The 15,332-nt window shown below is 75.7% G+C and carries 17 protein-coding genes; 12 read left to right on the forward strand and 5 right to left on the reverse strand.

The window, feature by feature from the left end:
* The first annotated feature begins 137 nt into the window (after positions 1–137).
* The 7 genes from GA0070603_RS01630 (at position 138) to GA0070603_RS01660 (ending at position 7,087) form a co-directional block, all read left to right on the forward strand.
* Positions 138–1,367, forward strand: a complete 1,230-nt coding sequence (locus tag GA0070603_RS01630) for a glycosyltransferase family 4 protein (protein ID WP_091306010.1) — start codon at positions 138–140, stop codon at positions 1,365–1,367.
* A gap of 126 nt (positions 1,368–1,493) precedes the next feature.
* On the forward strand, positions 1,494–3,278 hold the full coding sequence (locus GA0070603_RS01635; RefSeq protein WP_244282344.1) for a DUF4012 domain-containing protein: 1,785 nt from the start codon (positions 1,494–1,496) through the stop codon (positions 3,276–3,278).
* Positions 3,279–3,291: 13 nt separating this feature from the next.
* On the forward strand, positions 3,292–3,909 hold the full coding sequence (locus GA0070603_RS01640; protein ID WP_091306015.1) for a hypothetical protein: 618 nt from the start codon (positions 3,292–3,294) through the stop codon (positions 3,907–3,909).
* A gap of 144 nt (positions 3,910–4,053) precedes the next feature.
* Positions 4,054–4,473, forward strand: coding sequence for a protein-tyrosine phosphatase family protein (locus tag GA0070603_RS01645; protein WP_091306017.1), 420 nt, complete (start codon positions 4,054–4,056; stop codon positions 4,471–4,473).
* A gap of 68 nt (positions 4,474–4,541) precedes the next feature.
* On the forward strand, positions 4,542–5,804 hold the full coding sequence (locus GA0070603_RS01650; RefSeq protein ID WP_091306019.1) for a D-alanyl-D-alanine carboxypeptidase family protein: 1,263 nt from the start codon (positions 4,542–4,544) through the stop codon (positions 5,802–5,804).
* Positions 5,805–5,909: 105 nt separating this feature from the next.
* The gene (locus GA0070603_RS01655) at positions 5,910–6,884 is read left to right on the forward strand and encodes a lysylphosphatidylglycerol synthase transmembrane domain-containing protein (RefSeq protein WP_091306022.1); all 975 of its coding nucleotides are present in this window, start codon (positions 5,910–5,912) and stop codon (positions 6,882–6,884) included.
* A gap of 20 nt (positions 6,885–6,904) precedes the next feature.
* Positions 6,905–7,087, forward strand: a complete 183-nt coding sequence (locus tag GA0070603_RS01660) for a hypothetical protein (RefSeq protein WP_139131785.1) — start codon at positions 6,905–6,907, stop codon at positions 7,085–7,087.
* 24 nt (positions 7,088–7,111) lie between these two features.
* Here the strand turns inward: GA0070603_RS01660 and GA0070603_RS01665 are convergent, their stop codons facing one another.
* Positions 7,112–7,306, reverse strand: a complete 195-nt coding sequence (locus tag GA0070603_RS01665; RefSeq protein WP_091306027.1) for a hypothetical protein — start codon at positions 7,304–7,306, stop codon at positions 7,112–7,114.
* Positions 7,307–7,502: 196 nt separating this feature from the next.
* Here GA0070603_RS01665 and GA0070603_RS01670 point away from each other — a divergent pair, with 196 nt between their 5' ends.
* Positions 7,503–8,789 (forward strand): D-alanyl-D-alanine carboxypeptidase family protein, encoded by a 1,287-nt coding sequence (locus GA0070603_RS01670; protein ID WP_091306078.1) that lies wholly within the window; start codon positions 7,503–7,505, stop codon positions 8,787–8,789.
* Between the two features lie 13 nt (positions 8,790–8,802).
* Here GA0070603_RS01670 and GA0070603_RS01675 read toward each other — a convergent pair whose 3' ends face one another.
* The gene (locus GA0070603_RS01675; protein ID WP_091306080.1) at positions 8,803–9,828 is read right to left on the reverse strand and encodes a LacI family DNA-binding transcriptional regulator; all 1,026 of its coding nucleotides are present in this window, start codon (positions 9,826–9,828) and stop codon (positions 8,803–8,805) included.
* A gap of 127 nt (positions 9,829–9,955) precedes the next feature.
* On the opposite strand from GA0070603_RS01675, the gene GA0070603_RS01680 reads away from it, so the two are divergent.
* On the forward strand, positions 9,956–10,786 hold the full coding sequence (locus tag GA0070603_RS01680) for a M15 family metallopeptidase (RefSeq protein WP_244282346.1): 831 nt from the start codon (positions 9,956–9,958) through the stop codon (positions 10,784–10,786).
* Between the two features lie 37 nt (positions 10,787–10,823).
* On the opposite strand, the gene GA0070603_RS01685 is transcribed toward GA0070603_RS01680, so the two are convergent.
* Positions 10,824–11,864, reverse strand: coding sequence for a M36 family metallopeptidase (locus GA0070603_RS01685; RefSeq protein WP_091306084.1), 1,041 nt, complete (start codon positions 11,862–11,864; stop codon positions 10,824–10,826).
* Positions 11,865–11,962: 98 nt separating this feature from the next.
* Here GA0070603_RS01685 and GA0070603_RS01690 point away from each other — a divergent pair, with 98 nt between their 5' ends.
* Positions 11,963–12,469, forward strand: coding sequence for a DinB family protein (locus tag GA0070603_RS01690; RefSeq protein ID WP_091306086.1), 507 nt, complete (start codon positions 11,963–11,965; stop codon positions 12,467–12,469).
* 106 nt (positions 12,470–12,575) lie between these two features.
* Positions 12,576–13,616 (forward strand): zinc-dependent alcohol dehydrogenase family protein, encoded by a 1,041-nt coding sequence (locus GA0070603_RS01695; RefSeq protein ID WP_091306088.1) that lies wholly within the window; start codon positions 12,576–12,578, stop codon positions 13,614–13,616.
* 59 nt (positions 13,617–13,675) lie between these two features.
* On the opposite strand, the gene GA0070603_RS01700 is transcribed toward GA0070603_RS01695, so the two are convergent.
* A complete protein-coding gene (locus tag GA0070603_RS01700; protein WP_091306090.1) occupies positions 13,676–14,455 on the reverse strand; it encodes an alpha/beta hydrolase in 780 nt (259 codons plus the stop codon).
* 164 nt (positions 14,456–14,619) lie between these two features.
* Here GA0070603_RS01700 and GA0070603_RS01705 point away from each other — a divergent pair, with 164 nt between their 5' ends.
* Positions 14,620–15,012: a hypothetical protein gene (locus tag GA0070603_RS01705; RefSeq protein WP_091306091.1), complete on the forward strand. Its 393-nt coding sequence runs from the start codon at positions 14,620–14,622 to the stop codon at positions 15,010–15,012.
* Here GA0070603_RS01705 and GA0070603_RS31045 read toward each other — a convergent pair.
* Positions 15,000–15,149 (reverse strand): spore photoproduct lyase family protein, encoded by a 150-nt coding sequence (locus tag GA0070603_RS31045; RefSeq protein WP_244282348.1) that lies wholly within the window; start codon positions 15,147–15,149, stop codon positions 15,000–15,002. The genes GA0070603_RS01705 and GA0070603_RS31045 overlap by 13 nt on opposite strands.
* Between the last annotated feature and the right edge of the window lie 183 nt (positions 15,150–15,332).

The following is a 15,332-nucleotide window of genomic DNA, read 5'->3' on the forward strand; positions in this document are numbered from 1 at the left end:
CCTCTCGTCGGCACGGTCGCGGGACGTGGCGCCGCGACGGCGGTGTTCCGGCGGTCGCGGCCGGACGCAGAGGGGATGCCGGCATCGTACGGGGTGCCGGGGCGCGCGCGTCGGGAAGCCGCGCCGGGAGCACGCCCATGAAGATCGGCATCCTGTCGTACCACTTCCCGCCGGAGCCCGCGTTCATCCCGGGCAGCCTGGCCGAGGAGCTGGCCGCCCGCGGCCACGAGGTGCGGGTGCTCACCGGCTTCCCGGACTACCCGGGCGGGCACGTCTACCCGGGCTGGCGGCAACGCTGGCGGCACCAGACGCACAGCGAGCGGCTGACCGTCCGCCGGGTGCCCCGGTACGCCGGCGGTGACGGCTCCGCCAAGGCGCGGATGGCCAGCTGGCTCTCCTTCGCCGGCAGCGTGGCGCTGACCGGCCGGCGCTACCTCGGCGACGTCGACGCCCTGTACGTCTTCCAGCTCCCGGCGGTCACCTTCGCCGCGGCCGGCCTGCTGCGCCTGCTCGGCCGGGTGCCGACCGTGCTGCACGTGCAGGACGTCTGGCCGGAGGAGGAGCCGGACCGGGCGGGGGAGGCCCGCCGGTGGTCCGGCCGGCTGGACGCCACCCTGCGCCGGATCTACCAGGAGGCAGGCGCCGTCGCGGTCACCGCACCGTCCATGCGCGACCTCGTGGTCGCCGGGGGCGCCGACCCGGACCGGGTGCGGGTGGTGCTGAACTGGACCGACGAGCGGATCTTCCGCCCGACCGAGCCCAGCCGGGCCGCCCGGCGGCTGATCCGCCGGGACGACCGCTGCGTGGTGATGCACGCCGGGACGATCGGCGTACGCCAGGGGCTGGAGACCGCGGTGCGCGCGGCGGCCACGCTGGACGACCGGATGGACCTGGTCCTGGTCGGCTCGGGAGCCGAGGAGCGGCGGGTGCGGGGGCTCGCCGCCGAGCTCGGGGCCGACAACGTCCGGTTCGTCGACCGGCGGTCCCCGTTGGACATGCCGGAGCTGTACGCGGCGGCCGACTACCAGCTCGTCATGCTGCGTGACCTGCCGGAGCTGCGAGGCATGGTGCCCGGCAAGCTCCAGGCCGCGCTCTCCTGCGCCGCGCCGGTGGTCGCCTCGGCCGGCGGTGACACGGTGGCGCTTGTGGAGCGCGCCCGGGCCGGGCTGTCCTGCCCGCCGGAGGACTGGGCCGCGCTGGCGGACCGGTTCTGGCTCGCCTCGGCGATCCCGCCGCCGGCGCGGGTGGACATGGGTCGCCGGGGACGGGACGCCTACCTCCGGGAGATGTCGTTGCGGGCCGGCGTGGACCGGATCGAGCGGCTGCTGCACGAGGTCTCGGCACGCGCCGCGACCGCCCGCCGCTGACTGGAACGATCCTCACGAAACCGCCACACCATGGCGAAGTGCACGATAAAGCCGCGAACCCGTGGAAATTCGTGCTACAAAGCGATCAATCGTCATTGGTGTCCGATTTCAACCGGGGAGAGCGGTGTGACGGAAAGCGGTGGGTCGGCCCGCCGGCGGCGGCGCTCCCGGCGCCGCAGCCGGGCCCGCGTACGCCGGGTGCTGCTCGTCGGGCTTGTCGTCGTCTCGGTGCTGCTGGCCGCCGGCGGGTGGGTCGGGTTCCGCGGCTGGCAGGCCCGGGCGCACCTGCTCAACGCGGCCGGGCTGGCCCAGGAGTTGAGCACGCAGGTGGTCGGCGGCGACGTGGCCCGGGCCCAGCGCACCCTCGCCGCGCTCCAGGAGCAGGCCGCCGCCGCCCGCGGCGCCACCGGCGACCCGGCCTGGTGGCTGGGCCAGCAGGCCCCGTACGCCGGCGACGACCTGGCCGCCGTGCGCCAGATCGCGGTGGCCGTGGACGACCTGGCCCGGCTCGCCTTCCCCACCCTGCTCCGCCTCGACCTCGCCTCGCTGGTGCCGAAGGAGGGAAAGCTCGACCTGGGCCGCCTACGCGGCGCGTCCGCCGAGCTCTCCGTCGCCGACCAGGCGGTGCGGCGGAACGGTGAGCGCCTGCGCGCCGTGTCCACCGACGACCTGGTGGGGCAGGTCCGGGATGCCGTCGCCGGGTTGCGCACCGAGTTGGACCGGCTGGGGGAGCTCACCGCCGCCGCGGATCAGGGCGCCCGGCTGCTGCCCGCGCTGCTCGGCGCCGACGGTCCCCGCAGCTACCTGCTGGTCTCCCAGAACCCGGCCGAGTTGCGCGCGACCGGGGGCATGTTCGGCGCGCACGCGGTGCTGCGGGCCGAGGGCGGTCGGATCCGGATGTCCGGCCAGGCCAGCGCGGGCAGTCTGCGGTCGTTCGACCCGCCGTTGCCGGTGAGCGAGGAGATGCGGCGCCTCTGGAAGGACCTGCCCGGGACGTTCCCCGCGGACGTCAACCTCAGCCCGGACTTCCCGACCGCGGCCGCGCTCTACCGGGAGATGGTCCGCCGGCGCACCGGCACGGCGGTGGACGGCGTGCTCGCCGTCGATCCGCTGGTGCTGTCGTACCTGCTCGGCGTGCTCGGGCCGGTCACCGTGCCGGGCCGGCCGAGCCTGGCCGGCAGCAGCGTGGTCCGGACCCTGCTCAGCGACGCCTACCGGACCCTCGACAACAAGGCGCAGGACTCCTACTTCGCGCAGGCCGCGTCCGCGGTGTTCGACGCCCTCTTCACCAGGGCGGTGAATCCCCGGTCTCTTTTGACCGTTTTCAACCGTTCTATTACCGAACGACGGATATTGTTCTGGAGTGTCCATCCCACGGAGCAGCGCGTCCTCGGCGACAGCCAGTTGGCGGGGAAGCTCCGCGAGAAGGACACCGTGCCCACTGTCGGCGTGTTCCTCAACGACGGCAGCGGCGCGAAGCTCGGCTACTACCTCAGGTTCTCGGCAACCGTGACGGTCGGCGACTGCCAGCCGGACGGGCGCCGTGAGCTGCGGCTACGGGTCACGGTTCACTCCACCGCCCCGAAGTCGGGTCTGGCCGAGTCGGTCACCGGCCTCGCGCTCTCCGGCGATCCGTACACCGCCCGCACCTTCGTGTCGGTGTACAGCCCGACCGGAGGGGCGGTGCTCGGCGGCCGGCTGGACGGCCGGGACACCGCGATGGGCAGCGGGACCGCAGGTAGCCGCCAGGTGACCGTGGCGAACGTGGAGGTCAAGCCGGGACGTACCCGGACCCTCGACGTCACCCTGCTCACCGGCACGACGAGCGCCGGCACGGCCGAGCTGGTGCTCACACCCACCGTCACCCCATGGACCACCCAAGTTGTTTCCGCACCAAGCTGTGATCAGTAGGAGGGAATCCATCATGCGGCTATCCCGCATCTTCATGGCGCTCACGGTCGGCCTGGCCGTGGCGGCCGTGCCGACGGCGGCCGGCGCGGCACAGCCGCAGCCACCGGTGTACACGCCGGGTGAGGCGTCACTGACCGTCACACCGACGACCATCCGCCTCGGCGAGACCTTCACCCTGAGGGGCGAGGGCTGGGCGGCCGGGACGGTGACGATCAACGTGACGATCACCGGCAATCCCAACGCGGCACCCGCGGGGTCGGTCCGCCGGAGCGACGGCAGCGCCGTTGCCATGACCGCGGTGGCCTACCAGCAGCCGCAGTCGGCGCCGACCACGTTCACCGTGACGGCGGACGGCGACGGCAACTTCACCACCACCTACCGGCCGAGCCGGACCGGGCGGCACGTCTTCACCGCCGTCCAGGGGACGCAGGAGGACAGCGCCACGGGCATCGTCCTCCCGGCGCGGCCGGACCGGCCGGGGCGGCCGGGCGGCGGCCACCTGCCGGTGACCGGTGACAGCATCGGCACGCCGCTGAAGCTCGGCGGTGGCCTGGCCGGCGCCGGCGCGGTGCTGGTGCTGCTCTCCCTGGCCTGGCGCCGGCGCGGCCGCTTCGGGATCGGTTCCCGCTGACCTGAGGCGCGCCGGGCAGGGCCCGGACCGATCTCCGAGGGTGCCCGCCGGATCCCGGCGGGCACCGTCGTGTCGGCGGTGCCCGCCGGATCCCGGCGGGCACCGTCGTGTCGGCGCGGCCTACCGGGGCCGCACAATGACCGGATGCACGGGACACCGCAGTGGACGGACCGGACCGGACTGCTGGCGCTGCCCGGCGGCGCCACCGTACGCGGGCGGCGGATCGCGTCGGCGGCCTCGCCCGCCGACTTCGCCCTGCTGCTGGCGCCCGGCCCGACGCCGGCCTGGCCGGCCCGCAGGATCCGCTGGCCCGACTTCTGGCTGCCGCTGGATCGCGCCGACGCGCTCGACGCGCTGCGGGAGGCGCGGCGCCGGGCGTACGCGGGGGAGCGGGTCGAGGTCGCCTGCCACGGCGGCGTCGGCCGGACCGGCACCGCCCTCGCCGCGCTGGCCGTCCTGGACGGCCTCGCTCCCGCGCAGGCGGTGGCCTGGGTCCGCGAGCGCTACCACCCCCGGGCGGTGGAGACCCCGTGGCAGCGCCGGTGGCTGCGCCGGGTCGGCTGAGCCGCCACGGCCCGGTCCCGGGGTGAGCCGCGACGGCCCCGGAACTGGGCTGGGTAGGGTGCCTCTCCATGAGAGCCCGGGTCCTGGCCGCCAGCACCGTCGTCGCCCTGCTCGTCACCGGGGCCCCGACCCCGGCGGACGCCGCGCCGCCGGTGACCGCCGCCGGGGCGGCGGTGCCCTGTCCCCGGATGCCGGCGCCGAAGGTGACCCGGCCGCCGCGCCCCACCCCACCGCCGTCGGTGCCCGAACAGCGGGCCGTCGGCGGGGAGGCGCTGGCCACCGAGGGCCTGATCACCGCACCCGGCAGCCCGGCGCCGCCAGCGGTCACGGCCACCACCTGGCTGGTCGCCGACCTGGACACCGGCGCCGTGCTCGGCGCCTGCGGCCCGCACGAGTACGGCACCCCGGCGAGCACCCAGAAGCTGCTGCTGGCCGCCACCCTCCTGAACCGGATCGATCCGAAGCAGGTGGCCACCGCGACCCGGGCCGACCTGGACATCGAGCGGGGCAGCTCGGCCGTCGGCCTCCTCGTCGGCGGCCGGTACGCGGTGGAGACGCTCTGGTTGGGGCTGCTGCTCCAGTCCGGCAACGACGCGGCGAACATGTTGGCCCGGCTCGGCGCCGGCAGCGCCCGCGCCGGCGTGGCCCAGATGAACGCCGAGGCGCACCGGCTGGGCGCCCTCCAGACCCACGCGGTGACCCCCTCCGGGCTGGACGGCCCCGGTCAGTTCACCAGCGCGTACGACCTGGCGTTGATCGCCCGCGCCTGCTTCGCCGACGCGCGGTTCCGCCGCTACGCGCTCACCGAGCGGGCCCAGATCCCGGCCCAGCCCGCGCTCAAGGCCGGTGGTTTCCAGATCCAGAACGAGAACCAGCTGATCTACCGCTACCCCGGCGCGCTCGGCGGCAAGACCGGCTTCACCGAGCTGGCCCGGCACAGCTACGTCGGCGCCGCCGAGCGCGGGGGCCGCCGGCTCGTGGTCACGCTGCTCGGCGCCGAGGCCCGCCCGGTACGCGGCTGGCAGCAGGGCGCCCAGCTGCTCGACTGGGGCTTCTCGCTGCCCCGGGACGCCTCGGTCGGCCGGCTGGTCGAGCCCGGCGAACTGGACGCCGAGCGGGCCGCCCCCAGCGGCTCCCCGGCGGCGGTCCGCCCCACGCCGCCGGCACAGTGGCGCGGGCCGGCCGGGACCGCGCTGCGCCGGATGGCCGACGGCGACTGGCGGGTCATCGTGCCCACCGCCGGCCTGCTCGCCCTCGTCGTCGGCGGGCTGGCGGCGGTGCTGGCCGCCCGCCGGGGCCGCTCCCGCGGGGCCGGCCGCCGCCGCGCCTGACCACCGGCCCCGCCGCGCCTGACCGCCCCGCCGGGCCGCGTACCGGTCGGGCGGACCGTCGGCGATGCCGCCCGCCCGGGCGGCCGCTCGCCCTATCGTCGGGTCATGCGGGACAGCCGGCCGTCCTCCGGCGGCCTGGCGCGAGCCCTGCACATCACCCCGCGGAACGTGTTCCTGCTGGTCATGCTGGGTCTCCTGGTGCACTTCCTGCTGCCGCAGCTCGGCCAGGTACGCACCGCGCTGAGCGCCCTCCGGCACGCCGATCCGCTGGCGGTGACCGGCGCCCTGCTCGCCGCGGCTGCCACCTACCTGTTCAGCGCGCTCGCGCTGCGGCTCGCCGTCCCCGCCCCGATGCCGCTCGGCCGCACGGTCGCCGTCCAGGTGGCCGCCACCTTCGTCAACGGGATCGCGCCCGGCGCGCTCGGCGGCGCGGCCCTGAGCCTGCGCTACCTGCACCGGCAGGGGCTGACCGTGCCCGCGGCGGCCACCGCGGTCGCCGTGAGCCGGGTCGCCGGGGTGCTCGGCGTCGCCCTGCTGCTGCCCGTCCTGCTGCCGTTCGCCCGGGGGACCCGCCGGCACCTGGTCGACGCGGCGGCCGGCCGCGCGCTGGCCGTCCTGCTCACCGTGCTCGCCGTGCTGGTGGCCGTCGCCGTGGCGCTGGCCGTACCCCGGTGGCGGGCGCGGCTCCGCGCGGCCCGGCGCCAGGTCGCGGACGCGCTGCACGCGCTGGTCCGGGGCGGCCGGCTCGTGCCGCTGCTGACCGTGAGCGTGGCGCTGACCCTGGCCTACGCCGTCGCGCTCTGGCTGGCCCTGCTCGCCGTCGGCCTGCCCGCCACGGCGGCCCTGCTCGCGCCGGTGGTGCTGGTGTCCGTGCTGGGGGAAGGGGTGGCCACCGCCGCGCCGACCCCCGGCGGGCTCGGCGCCACCGAGGCCGCCCTGGTCTCCGGCCTGCTGCTCTACGGCGTCCCGACCGGAACCGCGGTCGCCGGGGTGCTGATCTACCGGCTCGCCACCTTCTGGCTGCCCGTGCTCCCCGGCTACGCGGCGCTACGCGTGCTCGTGCGCCGCGGCGCGGTCTGACCGACCGCCGCGTGGACGGCGTGACCACGGGTATCCGCCCGGGCATGGAGCACCCCGGGCGGATGGTGGTGGACCTCCGGGCGCTGCTGCCCCGGCGGCTACGCGAGGCGTTGCGGGGCGTGCTGCACCGGCTGCTGGACGCGGTCGGCGACGCGACGGCCGTGGTCGCCGCGCTGCTTCAGTCCACCGGCGGCCTCCGCTGAGCGCTGCCGCCGTGCCTCGAACGGTCAGGGCCGGGGCTCGACGTCCTCGCCGGCGGCCCGGGCGCGGTCGGCCTCGGCGTCGGCCGCGCCGACCGGCGTGCCGTCGGAGTCGCGGGTGGCGTCGCCGGCGTCGGTGTGCGCGCCCTCGCGCTCCTCGGCGCCCTCGACGGCGTCGGCCGCCGCGGCCAGCCCGATGGGGGCGAAACGGGGTTCGGTCATGGTGTCCTCCTTCGATGTCCTCCCTCCGGGCTACCCCACGGGCGGAACGCCGACACCTCACCCGCCGCTGCGTCCGCCCGGTGCCGGGCCCTCGCAGCGCGGGTGCGGGGCGGGTAGCCTACCGCCGCGGGCGGGCGGCCGGACGCGAATGGCCGAGCGGGTGACCCGTTCGGGTCGGCGTGGCTAGCCTCCGGCCATGAGGACCTGGGGACCGTCCGCGGTGCTGGCCGCCGCCCTGCTCGTACCGGCGTCGATGCTGTCCACGCCCGCGACGGCGGGCACCCGGGCGCCCGTCCGACGGCTGCCGGCGGGGGCGCCGCCCTGCCCGAACGTGCCCGCCCCGGCGACCCGGCCGCCGCAGCCGCCACCGGCGGCCGACCCCGCAGCGCGGGCGGTCGGCGGCGCCGCCCTGGCCACCGCCGGCCTGGCCCTGCCGCCGGCCGCGCCCGCGCCGCCGGCCGTGACCGCGACCTCCTGGGTGGTCGCCGACCTGGACACCGGCGCGGTGCTCGGCGGCTGCGGCCCGCACGAGTACGGCGTGCCGGCGAGTGTGCAGAAGCTGCTGCTGGCGGCCACCATGCTGCCGAGGCTGGACCCGGGCCGCGAGGTGACCGTGACGGCCGAGGACCTGGCCATCGAGCCGGGCAGCTCGGCGGTCGGGCTGGTCGCGGGCGGCCGGTACCGGATCGAGACGATCTGGCTGGGCCTGCTGCTGAAGTCCGGCAACGAGGCCGCCAACGCCCTGGCCCGGCTGGGCGGCGGGCCGGACGGGACGGCCGGCGGCATCCGCGCGATGAACACCGAGGCCCGCCGGCTCGGCGCGTTGCAGACCCACGCGGTCACGCCGTCCGGGCTGGACGGCCCGGACCAGTTCACCAGCGCGTACGACCTGGCGTTGATCGCCCGGGCCTGCTTCGCCGACCCGGCGTTCCGCCGGTACGCCGCCACCCGGACCGCGCAGGTGCCCGCCCAGCCGGCGCTGCGCGCGAAGGCGTTCGGCATCTCCAACGACAACATGCTGCTCGACCACTACCCGGGGGCGATCGGCGGCAAGACCGGCTTCACCGATCTGGCCCGGCACACCTACGTGGGCGCGGCCGAGCGGGGCGGCCGCCGGCTGGTGGTGACAGTGCTCGGCGCGGAGGCCACCACGCAGCGCGGCTGGCAGCAGGGGGCCGCGCTGCTGGACTGGGGCTTCGGCCTGCCCCGGGACGCGGCGGTCGGCCGGCTGGTCCGCCCCGGCGAACTGGACCGGGCCGCCGCGTCGCCGACCGGCGCGGCGTCGGCCCTCGCCGGCGGCGCGGGGCTGGGCGGCGCCGGCGCCGCGACCACCGGCTCCTGGCCGGGCACCGGCCCCTCCGTGGCGGTCGGGGCGGTGCTGGTGGCCGGGGGAGCCGTGCTGCTGGCCCGGCGCCGCCGGCACGCCGCCCTCGCCGCGCTGCCACCCGGGGCGACCTCACGTGGGGCGCCCGAGGACGGCTGAGCCGCCCCCGGCCCTACCCGGCGGCCGGGGGCGCCGTGCTGTCCCGGACCACGAGTTCGGTGGCCAGTTCGACCCGGGGCGACTCGATGTCCTCGCCCTGGGCCAGGCGCAGCACCGTGCGGGCGGCGAGCCGTCCCATCTCCACAAGCGGTTGGCGGACGGTGGTCAGCGGCGGGGAGGCCCAGCGGGCTTCGGGGAGGTCGTCGAAGCCGACGATGCTGATGTCGTCGGCGACCCGGAGCCCGCGGCGGCGGACGGCCTCGTAGACGCCGAAGGCCATCTGGTCGCTGGCGGCGAAGATGGCCGTCGGCGGGTCGTCGAGGTCCAGCAGCGCGGCGCCGGCAGCGAAGCCGGAGGCGTGGTAGAAGTCGCCGGGCTGCACGAGCCGGTCGTCCAGCGGCACCCCGGCCGTCGCGAGCGCGGCCCGGTAGCCGTCCAGCCGGGCCCGGCTGCACAGCAGGTGCGTGGGGCCGGCCACGAAACCGATCCGCCGGTGGCCCAGCCCCAGCAGGTGCTCGGTGGCGGACAGTCCGCCGGCCCAGTTGGTCGCCCCGATCGCCGGCACGTCCGTGCCCGGCACCCCGGCGGCCGGGTCGACCACCACCACGGGCACGTTGAGCCGGCGCAGCTGGGCGTGCACGGGCGGGGTCAGGTGCGAGGTCACCACGATGACCCCGTCCGAGGCGCGGTCCCGCAGGTTCTGCAACCACTGCCGGGTCGAGGTCGACTCGCTGTGGATCGCCGAGACCACGGTGCCCACCCCGGCCGCGTGGCCGACGTCCTCGACGCCCCGGATGATCTCCACGGCCCACGGGCTGTCCAGGTCGTTGAAGACCAGGTCGAGCAGGTTCGCCTGGCGCACCGTGCGGCTGCCCCGGCGCCGGTAGCCGTGGTGGCGCAGCAGTTCCTCGACCCGTTCCCGGGTGTCCGGGGCGACGTCCGAGCGGCCGTTGAGCACCCGGGACACGGTGGGCACGGAGACCCCGGCCTCCCGCGCGATCGCGGTGATGGTCACCCTGGGCTCGTCGTCCGCGTTCACCCGTGTCTCCTCCACCGGCCGGGAGCGCCGGCCGCGAATCCTGGGACGGCGGGCCCGCCCCACCGGCAATCTTGCCGCATGGCCGGTGCCGGCCCGGCGGCGCCGCGATGCTGGTAGACACGGCAGGGTGAGGACCGGGACACGCGGGGCCGCCGCCCTCGCCGTGCTGGCCACGGTGCTCGCCACCGCGTGCCAGCGGCCCGCGCCGCGACCGGCCCCGTCCACCCCGCCCCCGCCGTCGGCCGGCCCGAGCGGCCCCCGCGCCCCGGCCGACTTCGTGGACCTGGCCGCCGTCGACAGGAGCGTCCGCACCGACATCCGGTACGCCACCGCGCACAACTTCGTCGGCCGGCCGATCACCGGCTACCCCGAGCCGCTCTGCCTGCTCACCCGGCGGGCGGCGGAGGCGCTGCACCGGGTGCAGGCCGCCGCCCTGGCCCAGGGGCGCAGCCTCAAGGTGTACGACTGCTACCGCCCGCAGCGGGCGGTGGACGAGTTCGTCGCCTGGGCGAAACTCCCGGGCGAGCAGGGGATGAAGGCGGAGTTCTACCCGGACGAGCCGAAGGGCCGGCTCTTCGCCGACGGCTACATCGGCGCGCCCACCGCGCACAGCCGGGGGAGCACCCTCGACCTGACCCTGGTCCCGGCGCCGACCCCCGACCAGCCGGCGTACACGCCGGGCCAGCCACTGGTCGCCTGCACGGCGCCCGCCGGCCGGCGGTTCCCGGACAACTCCGTCGACATGGGCACCGGCTTCGACTGCTTCGACCCCCGCGCGCACACGGCCGACCCCCGCGTCACCGGCGCGGCCCGGGACAACCGGGAGCTGCTGAAGCGGCTGATGACCGCGCAGGGCTTCGAGAACTATCCGCGCGAGTGGTGGCACTACCGGTACGTCGACGAGCCGTACCCGGACACGTACTTCGACTTCCCGGTGGCCCGGTCGTCGCTGCGGTGAGCGCCGCCCCGGCGGGGAGCGGCGCCCACCGCCGCGGTCAGAGGATGCCGCGGGCGACGAAGGCGGCCCGGGTCGCGGTCGCGGCCTGGGTGCCGTAGAGGCGCTGCGCCGCGGCCACGGTGGCCAGCGCCGCGTCCCGGAAGGTGACGTCCGTGGTGAAGGCGAACTGCGCCTCCACGATCAGCGTGCTGGCCCGGCGGTCGCCGAGCGCGGTGCGGATGTCCCACAGCGCGCGGGACCAGATCTCGCCGTCGGCGTGCACCTCGCCCACCAGGTCGGCGGGGTAGACCTTGGTGCCGTCGAGGCGGCGCAGGCAGTGCGGGGCGGTGCGGGTGTAGGAGACCGAGTCCCAGTCGGCCACGCAGGACTCCGGGGTCTTCGTCGGCACGCCGGTGGCCCAGCTGGTCACGACGACCGCCAGGTAGTCGCCGAACGCCTCGCCGATGGCGCCGGACTCCAGCGTGGTGCCGAAGCCGGGCACCTGGCCGTCCTGCACCGAGTGGCCGTACTCGTGGACGATCACCTCGGCGTCCTCGCCGTCGTCCACGCCGCCCTTGCCGAGGGTGATGTTCGCCTTGTCCTCGCGGAAGAACGAGTTGTCGCCGCCGTACTGGTCGATGCGCAGCTCGATCTGCCGCTGGTTGACCGGCCGCAGCGTGCTGCCGAAGCCGAGCGACTGGAGGTACGCCTGGGCGGTGTTCACCCAGTGGTAGCCCATCACCTGCTCGAACTGGTCGGCGTCCCGGTGCCAGGCCGGGTACGCGCCGTCGACCACACGGGCCGGGGTGCCGGTCTTGCTCTTGACCACCACGTACTTCCCGGTGAGGGTCCCGGAGCCGTCCAGGTTGGTCAGCGGCACCGACCGGTACGCCCCGGCCAGCGCCGGGTAGTCGGCGTCCTTCTGGTCGGTCAGCGACTGGTCGCCGAGCTGCTGGACGGGATTGGGCGCGAAGACCGTCGCGGTGGCGGTGTGGTCATAGGTGTCGGCGGCGGCCTGGACGGTCGTGCCGCCGGCCACCAGCGCCGCGGTGACCGCCGAGGCGACCAGCGCGGAACGTCGGACGTGGGGGTGCATCATGATCCCTTCGGAGGTGGATCGATGCGCTGAGACTAGGCTCCCCCGGAAGCACTGCCAAGCAACCACGGGCAGGCCCCGGGCCGGCGAGGAGGAACCAGGTGGAGACCGAACGGATCGGCCCGCCGCTGCTGGCCGGGGAGCGGGAGACGTTGCGCGCGTTCCTCGACTTCCACCGCGCCACCCTGGCCCTGAAGTGCGAGGGGCTGACCGACGAGGAGCTGCGGCGGCAGTCGTCGCCGCCGTCCACACTGTCCCTGCTCGGCCTCGTGCGGCACCTGGCCGAGGTCGAGCGCACCTGGTTCCGCCGGGTGATCAACGCCGAGGACGTCCCGCTGATCTGGTCGGCGACCGGGGACTTCCAGGAGGCGTACGACGCGAGCGCGTCGAGCCGGTCGGAGGCGTTCGAGGCGTGGCAGCGGGAGGTCGAGCACGCCCGCCGCATCGAGCGCGAGGCCGAGTCGCTCGACGTCACCGGCCACCAGGCCCGCTGGGGCGAGGACGTCTCCCTGCGCCTGGTGATGCTGCACATGATGCACGAGTACGCGCGGCACAACGGCCACGCCGACTTCCTCCGCGAGGCCATCGACGGGACCGTCGGCGTGTGACGTGCCCGCGGCCGGGACCTCGGTCCCGGCCCCCGGGTCCTCCGGCCCTGCCCGCCGCACCTGCCACGGAGAAGCGTGGGAGGTGACAACGGTGTGAGGAGGAGCCATGAAGGCACTCGTGTACGGCGGGCCGGGCGAGAAGTCCTGGTCCGAGATCCCGGACCCCACGATCGTCGACCCGCGGGACGCGATCATCCGCGTCGACGCGGTCACCATCTGCGGGACCGACCTGCACATCCTCGGTGGCGACGTGCCCGAGGTCCAGCCGGGCCGGGTGCTCGGCCACGAGGCGGTCGGCACGGTCGTCGCGGTCGGCGACGGCGTCGCCAGCCTGAAGGTGGGTGACCGGGTCCTCGCCTCCTGCATCTCCGCCTGCGGCGTCTGCCGCTACTGCCGCGAGGGCGCCTACGGGCAGTGCCTCGGCGGAGGCGGCTGGATCCTCGGCCACACCGTCGACGGCGTGCAGGCCGAGTACGCCCGCATCCCGTTCGCCGACCTGTCCACGTACCGGCTGCCCGAGCAGGTCCCCGACGAGGCGGCCGTGCTGCTGGCCGACATCCTGCCCACCTCCTACGAGGTCGGCGTGCTCAACGGCCGGGTGCGTCCCGGCGACACCGTCGTGGTGGTCGGCGCCGGCCCGATCGGGCTGGCCGCCATCCAGACCGCCCGGCTCTACTCGCCGGCCCACATCGTGGCCGTCGACAAGGCGCAGAGCCGGCTCGACGCGGCCAAGCGGTTCGGCGCGGACCTGACCGTGCTCGCCGACGACGACCCGCTCGAGGTGGTCCGCTCGGTCACCGACGGGCTCGGCGCCGACGTGGCCGTCGAGGCGGTCGGCGTCCCGGCCACCTTCGAACTCTGCACCACCCTGGTACGCCCCGGCGGCCGGGTGGCCAACATCGGCGTGCACGGCAAGCCGGCCACCCTGCACCTGGAGCGGCTCTGGATCCGCGACATCACCATCACCACCGGCCTGGTCGACACCCGCACCACGCCGACGCTGCTGAACATGCTCGTCGCCGGCCAGCTCGACACGGCGCACATGGTGACCCACCGGTACCGGCTCGACGAGATCGTCGAGGCGTACGACGTCTTCGCCCGGCCGGCCGAGACCGGCGCCCTCAAGGTCGTCCTGACCCGTCGATGACGACGGCCGACCGTCACCCGCCGCGCCCCCGGCCCCCGTCGGAGGCGCGGCGCGTCGGCTCAGCCGTCGCCGGGCAGCGGCAGCCAGGCCAGCACGTCCTGGATCCGCGCGTCCCAGTACGCCCAGTCGTGGTCGCCGGGGCCGAAGTCCACGGTGACCGGCAGCCCGCGGCGGCGTGCCGTGTCGACGAAGCGGGTGTTGTCCTCGTACAGGAAGTCCTCGGTGCCACAGGCCACGTAGAGGGCGGGCAGGTCGTCGCCGGCCCGTTCGAGCAGCGCCATCGTGTCGTCCTCCGGGCCCGCCACGTCCCGGTCGCCCCAGACGGTGTGCCACACGGCGGGGTCCAGGGGGGTCGTCGGGTGGTGGCGTCGCCGGGCGACGTCCAGCGCGCCGGAGAGGCTGGCCGCGGCGGCGAACCGGTCCGGTCGGCGCAGCGCCCACTTCAGCGCCCCGTAGCCGCCCATGGACAGGCCGGCCACGAACGTGTCCTCCCGCCGGTCGGAGAGGCGGAAGTACGACCGGCAGACCTCCGGCAGCTCCTCGCTGAGGAAGGTCCAGTACCGGTTGCCGTGCGCCTCGTCGCAGTAGAAGCTCCGCTGGACCTGCGGCATGACGACGGCGAGGCCCAGCGGCGCGACGTACCGCTCGATCGAGGTGCGCCGGGTCCAGATGGTGTCGTCGTCGGTGAGGCCGTGCAGCAGGTAGAGCACCGGCGGGTCGGCGGCGCTCGCCCCGCCGGGCATGCCGATCCCGGCCGAGCCGTGCTCGGGCAGCAGCACGGTCATCGACGTGCCCATGCCGAGCGCCGTGGAGAAGAAGTCACACCGGATCCGGGCCATGGGCTGGGAGCGTACCGGGCGCCCGGCGCCGGGCCGATGGTGGCCGAATCGACGGTTCCTATTGCCGTGGGGCGTCCAGGGGGGACAGGATGACCAGGCGCGCCGGAAACACACCCGTAACCTGCGTGCCGCTGGTCTCTGTCACGAGGAAGTGGGAGTCAGTCATGAGCGACGTGTCGACGGCACTGGGTGTGCGCCTCTACCCGGACCTGGTCGAGCCGGGCGGCCTGGCTCCCGCCCTCGTGCAGACCGCGGCCCGGCACCAGCTCGACATCGGCCGGGTGACCGCCCCCGAGCAGGGCCGCAGCCGGTTCACCTGCGCCGAGGCGTCCTCCGACCGGGGTGTCGTCTGCGTCAGCCTCGGCGCCCAGGCCCGCTACTTCATGATCGACCTGCGGGTCGACGGTGACGTCCAGGCCCGCGGCGACGCCACCGACCTGCTCCAGGTCGCCCAGGTGGCCGCCGCCTGGCGGGCCGGGTGCACGCTCGCCGAGCTGGCCGCGCGCTACCCCTTCATGGAGGAGATGAAGCGCCGCCCGGTGGCTCAGGTCCAGTAGAGCACCCGGCAGGTCGGCAACCGCGCCGCCAGCTCACGGTCGAACCAGGACCGCAGCTCCGCCATTGTCTCCGGCGGGTAGACGTACTTGACCGCGCCGAATTTGCCGTGCCTGCGGGTGCGCGACGCCTCGTCCATCGCCAGCCGCGTCCAGCGCCGCGGGCCCGGTCCTCCGCCGGGCCGGCCGCGGGGGCGGCGCCAGGCCCGACAGGTCGCGGGTGGGCACGCGTTCGCCGCTCGCGTCGTGCGGCGCCGCCGGTACGCCGACCGCGAGCGGCTCGTCGACGTCCACCGGCCCCGCGTCGTCCCGACTCATCCGGG

It is taken from the genome of Micromonospora chersina (assembly GCF_900091475.1).
Taxonomy (GTDB): Bacteria; Actinomycetota; Actinomycetes; order Mycobacteriales; family Micromonosporaceae; genus Micromonospora; species Micromonospora chersina.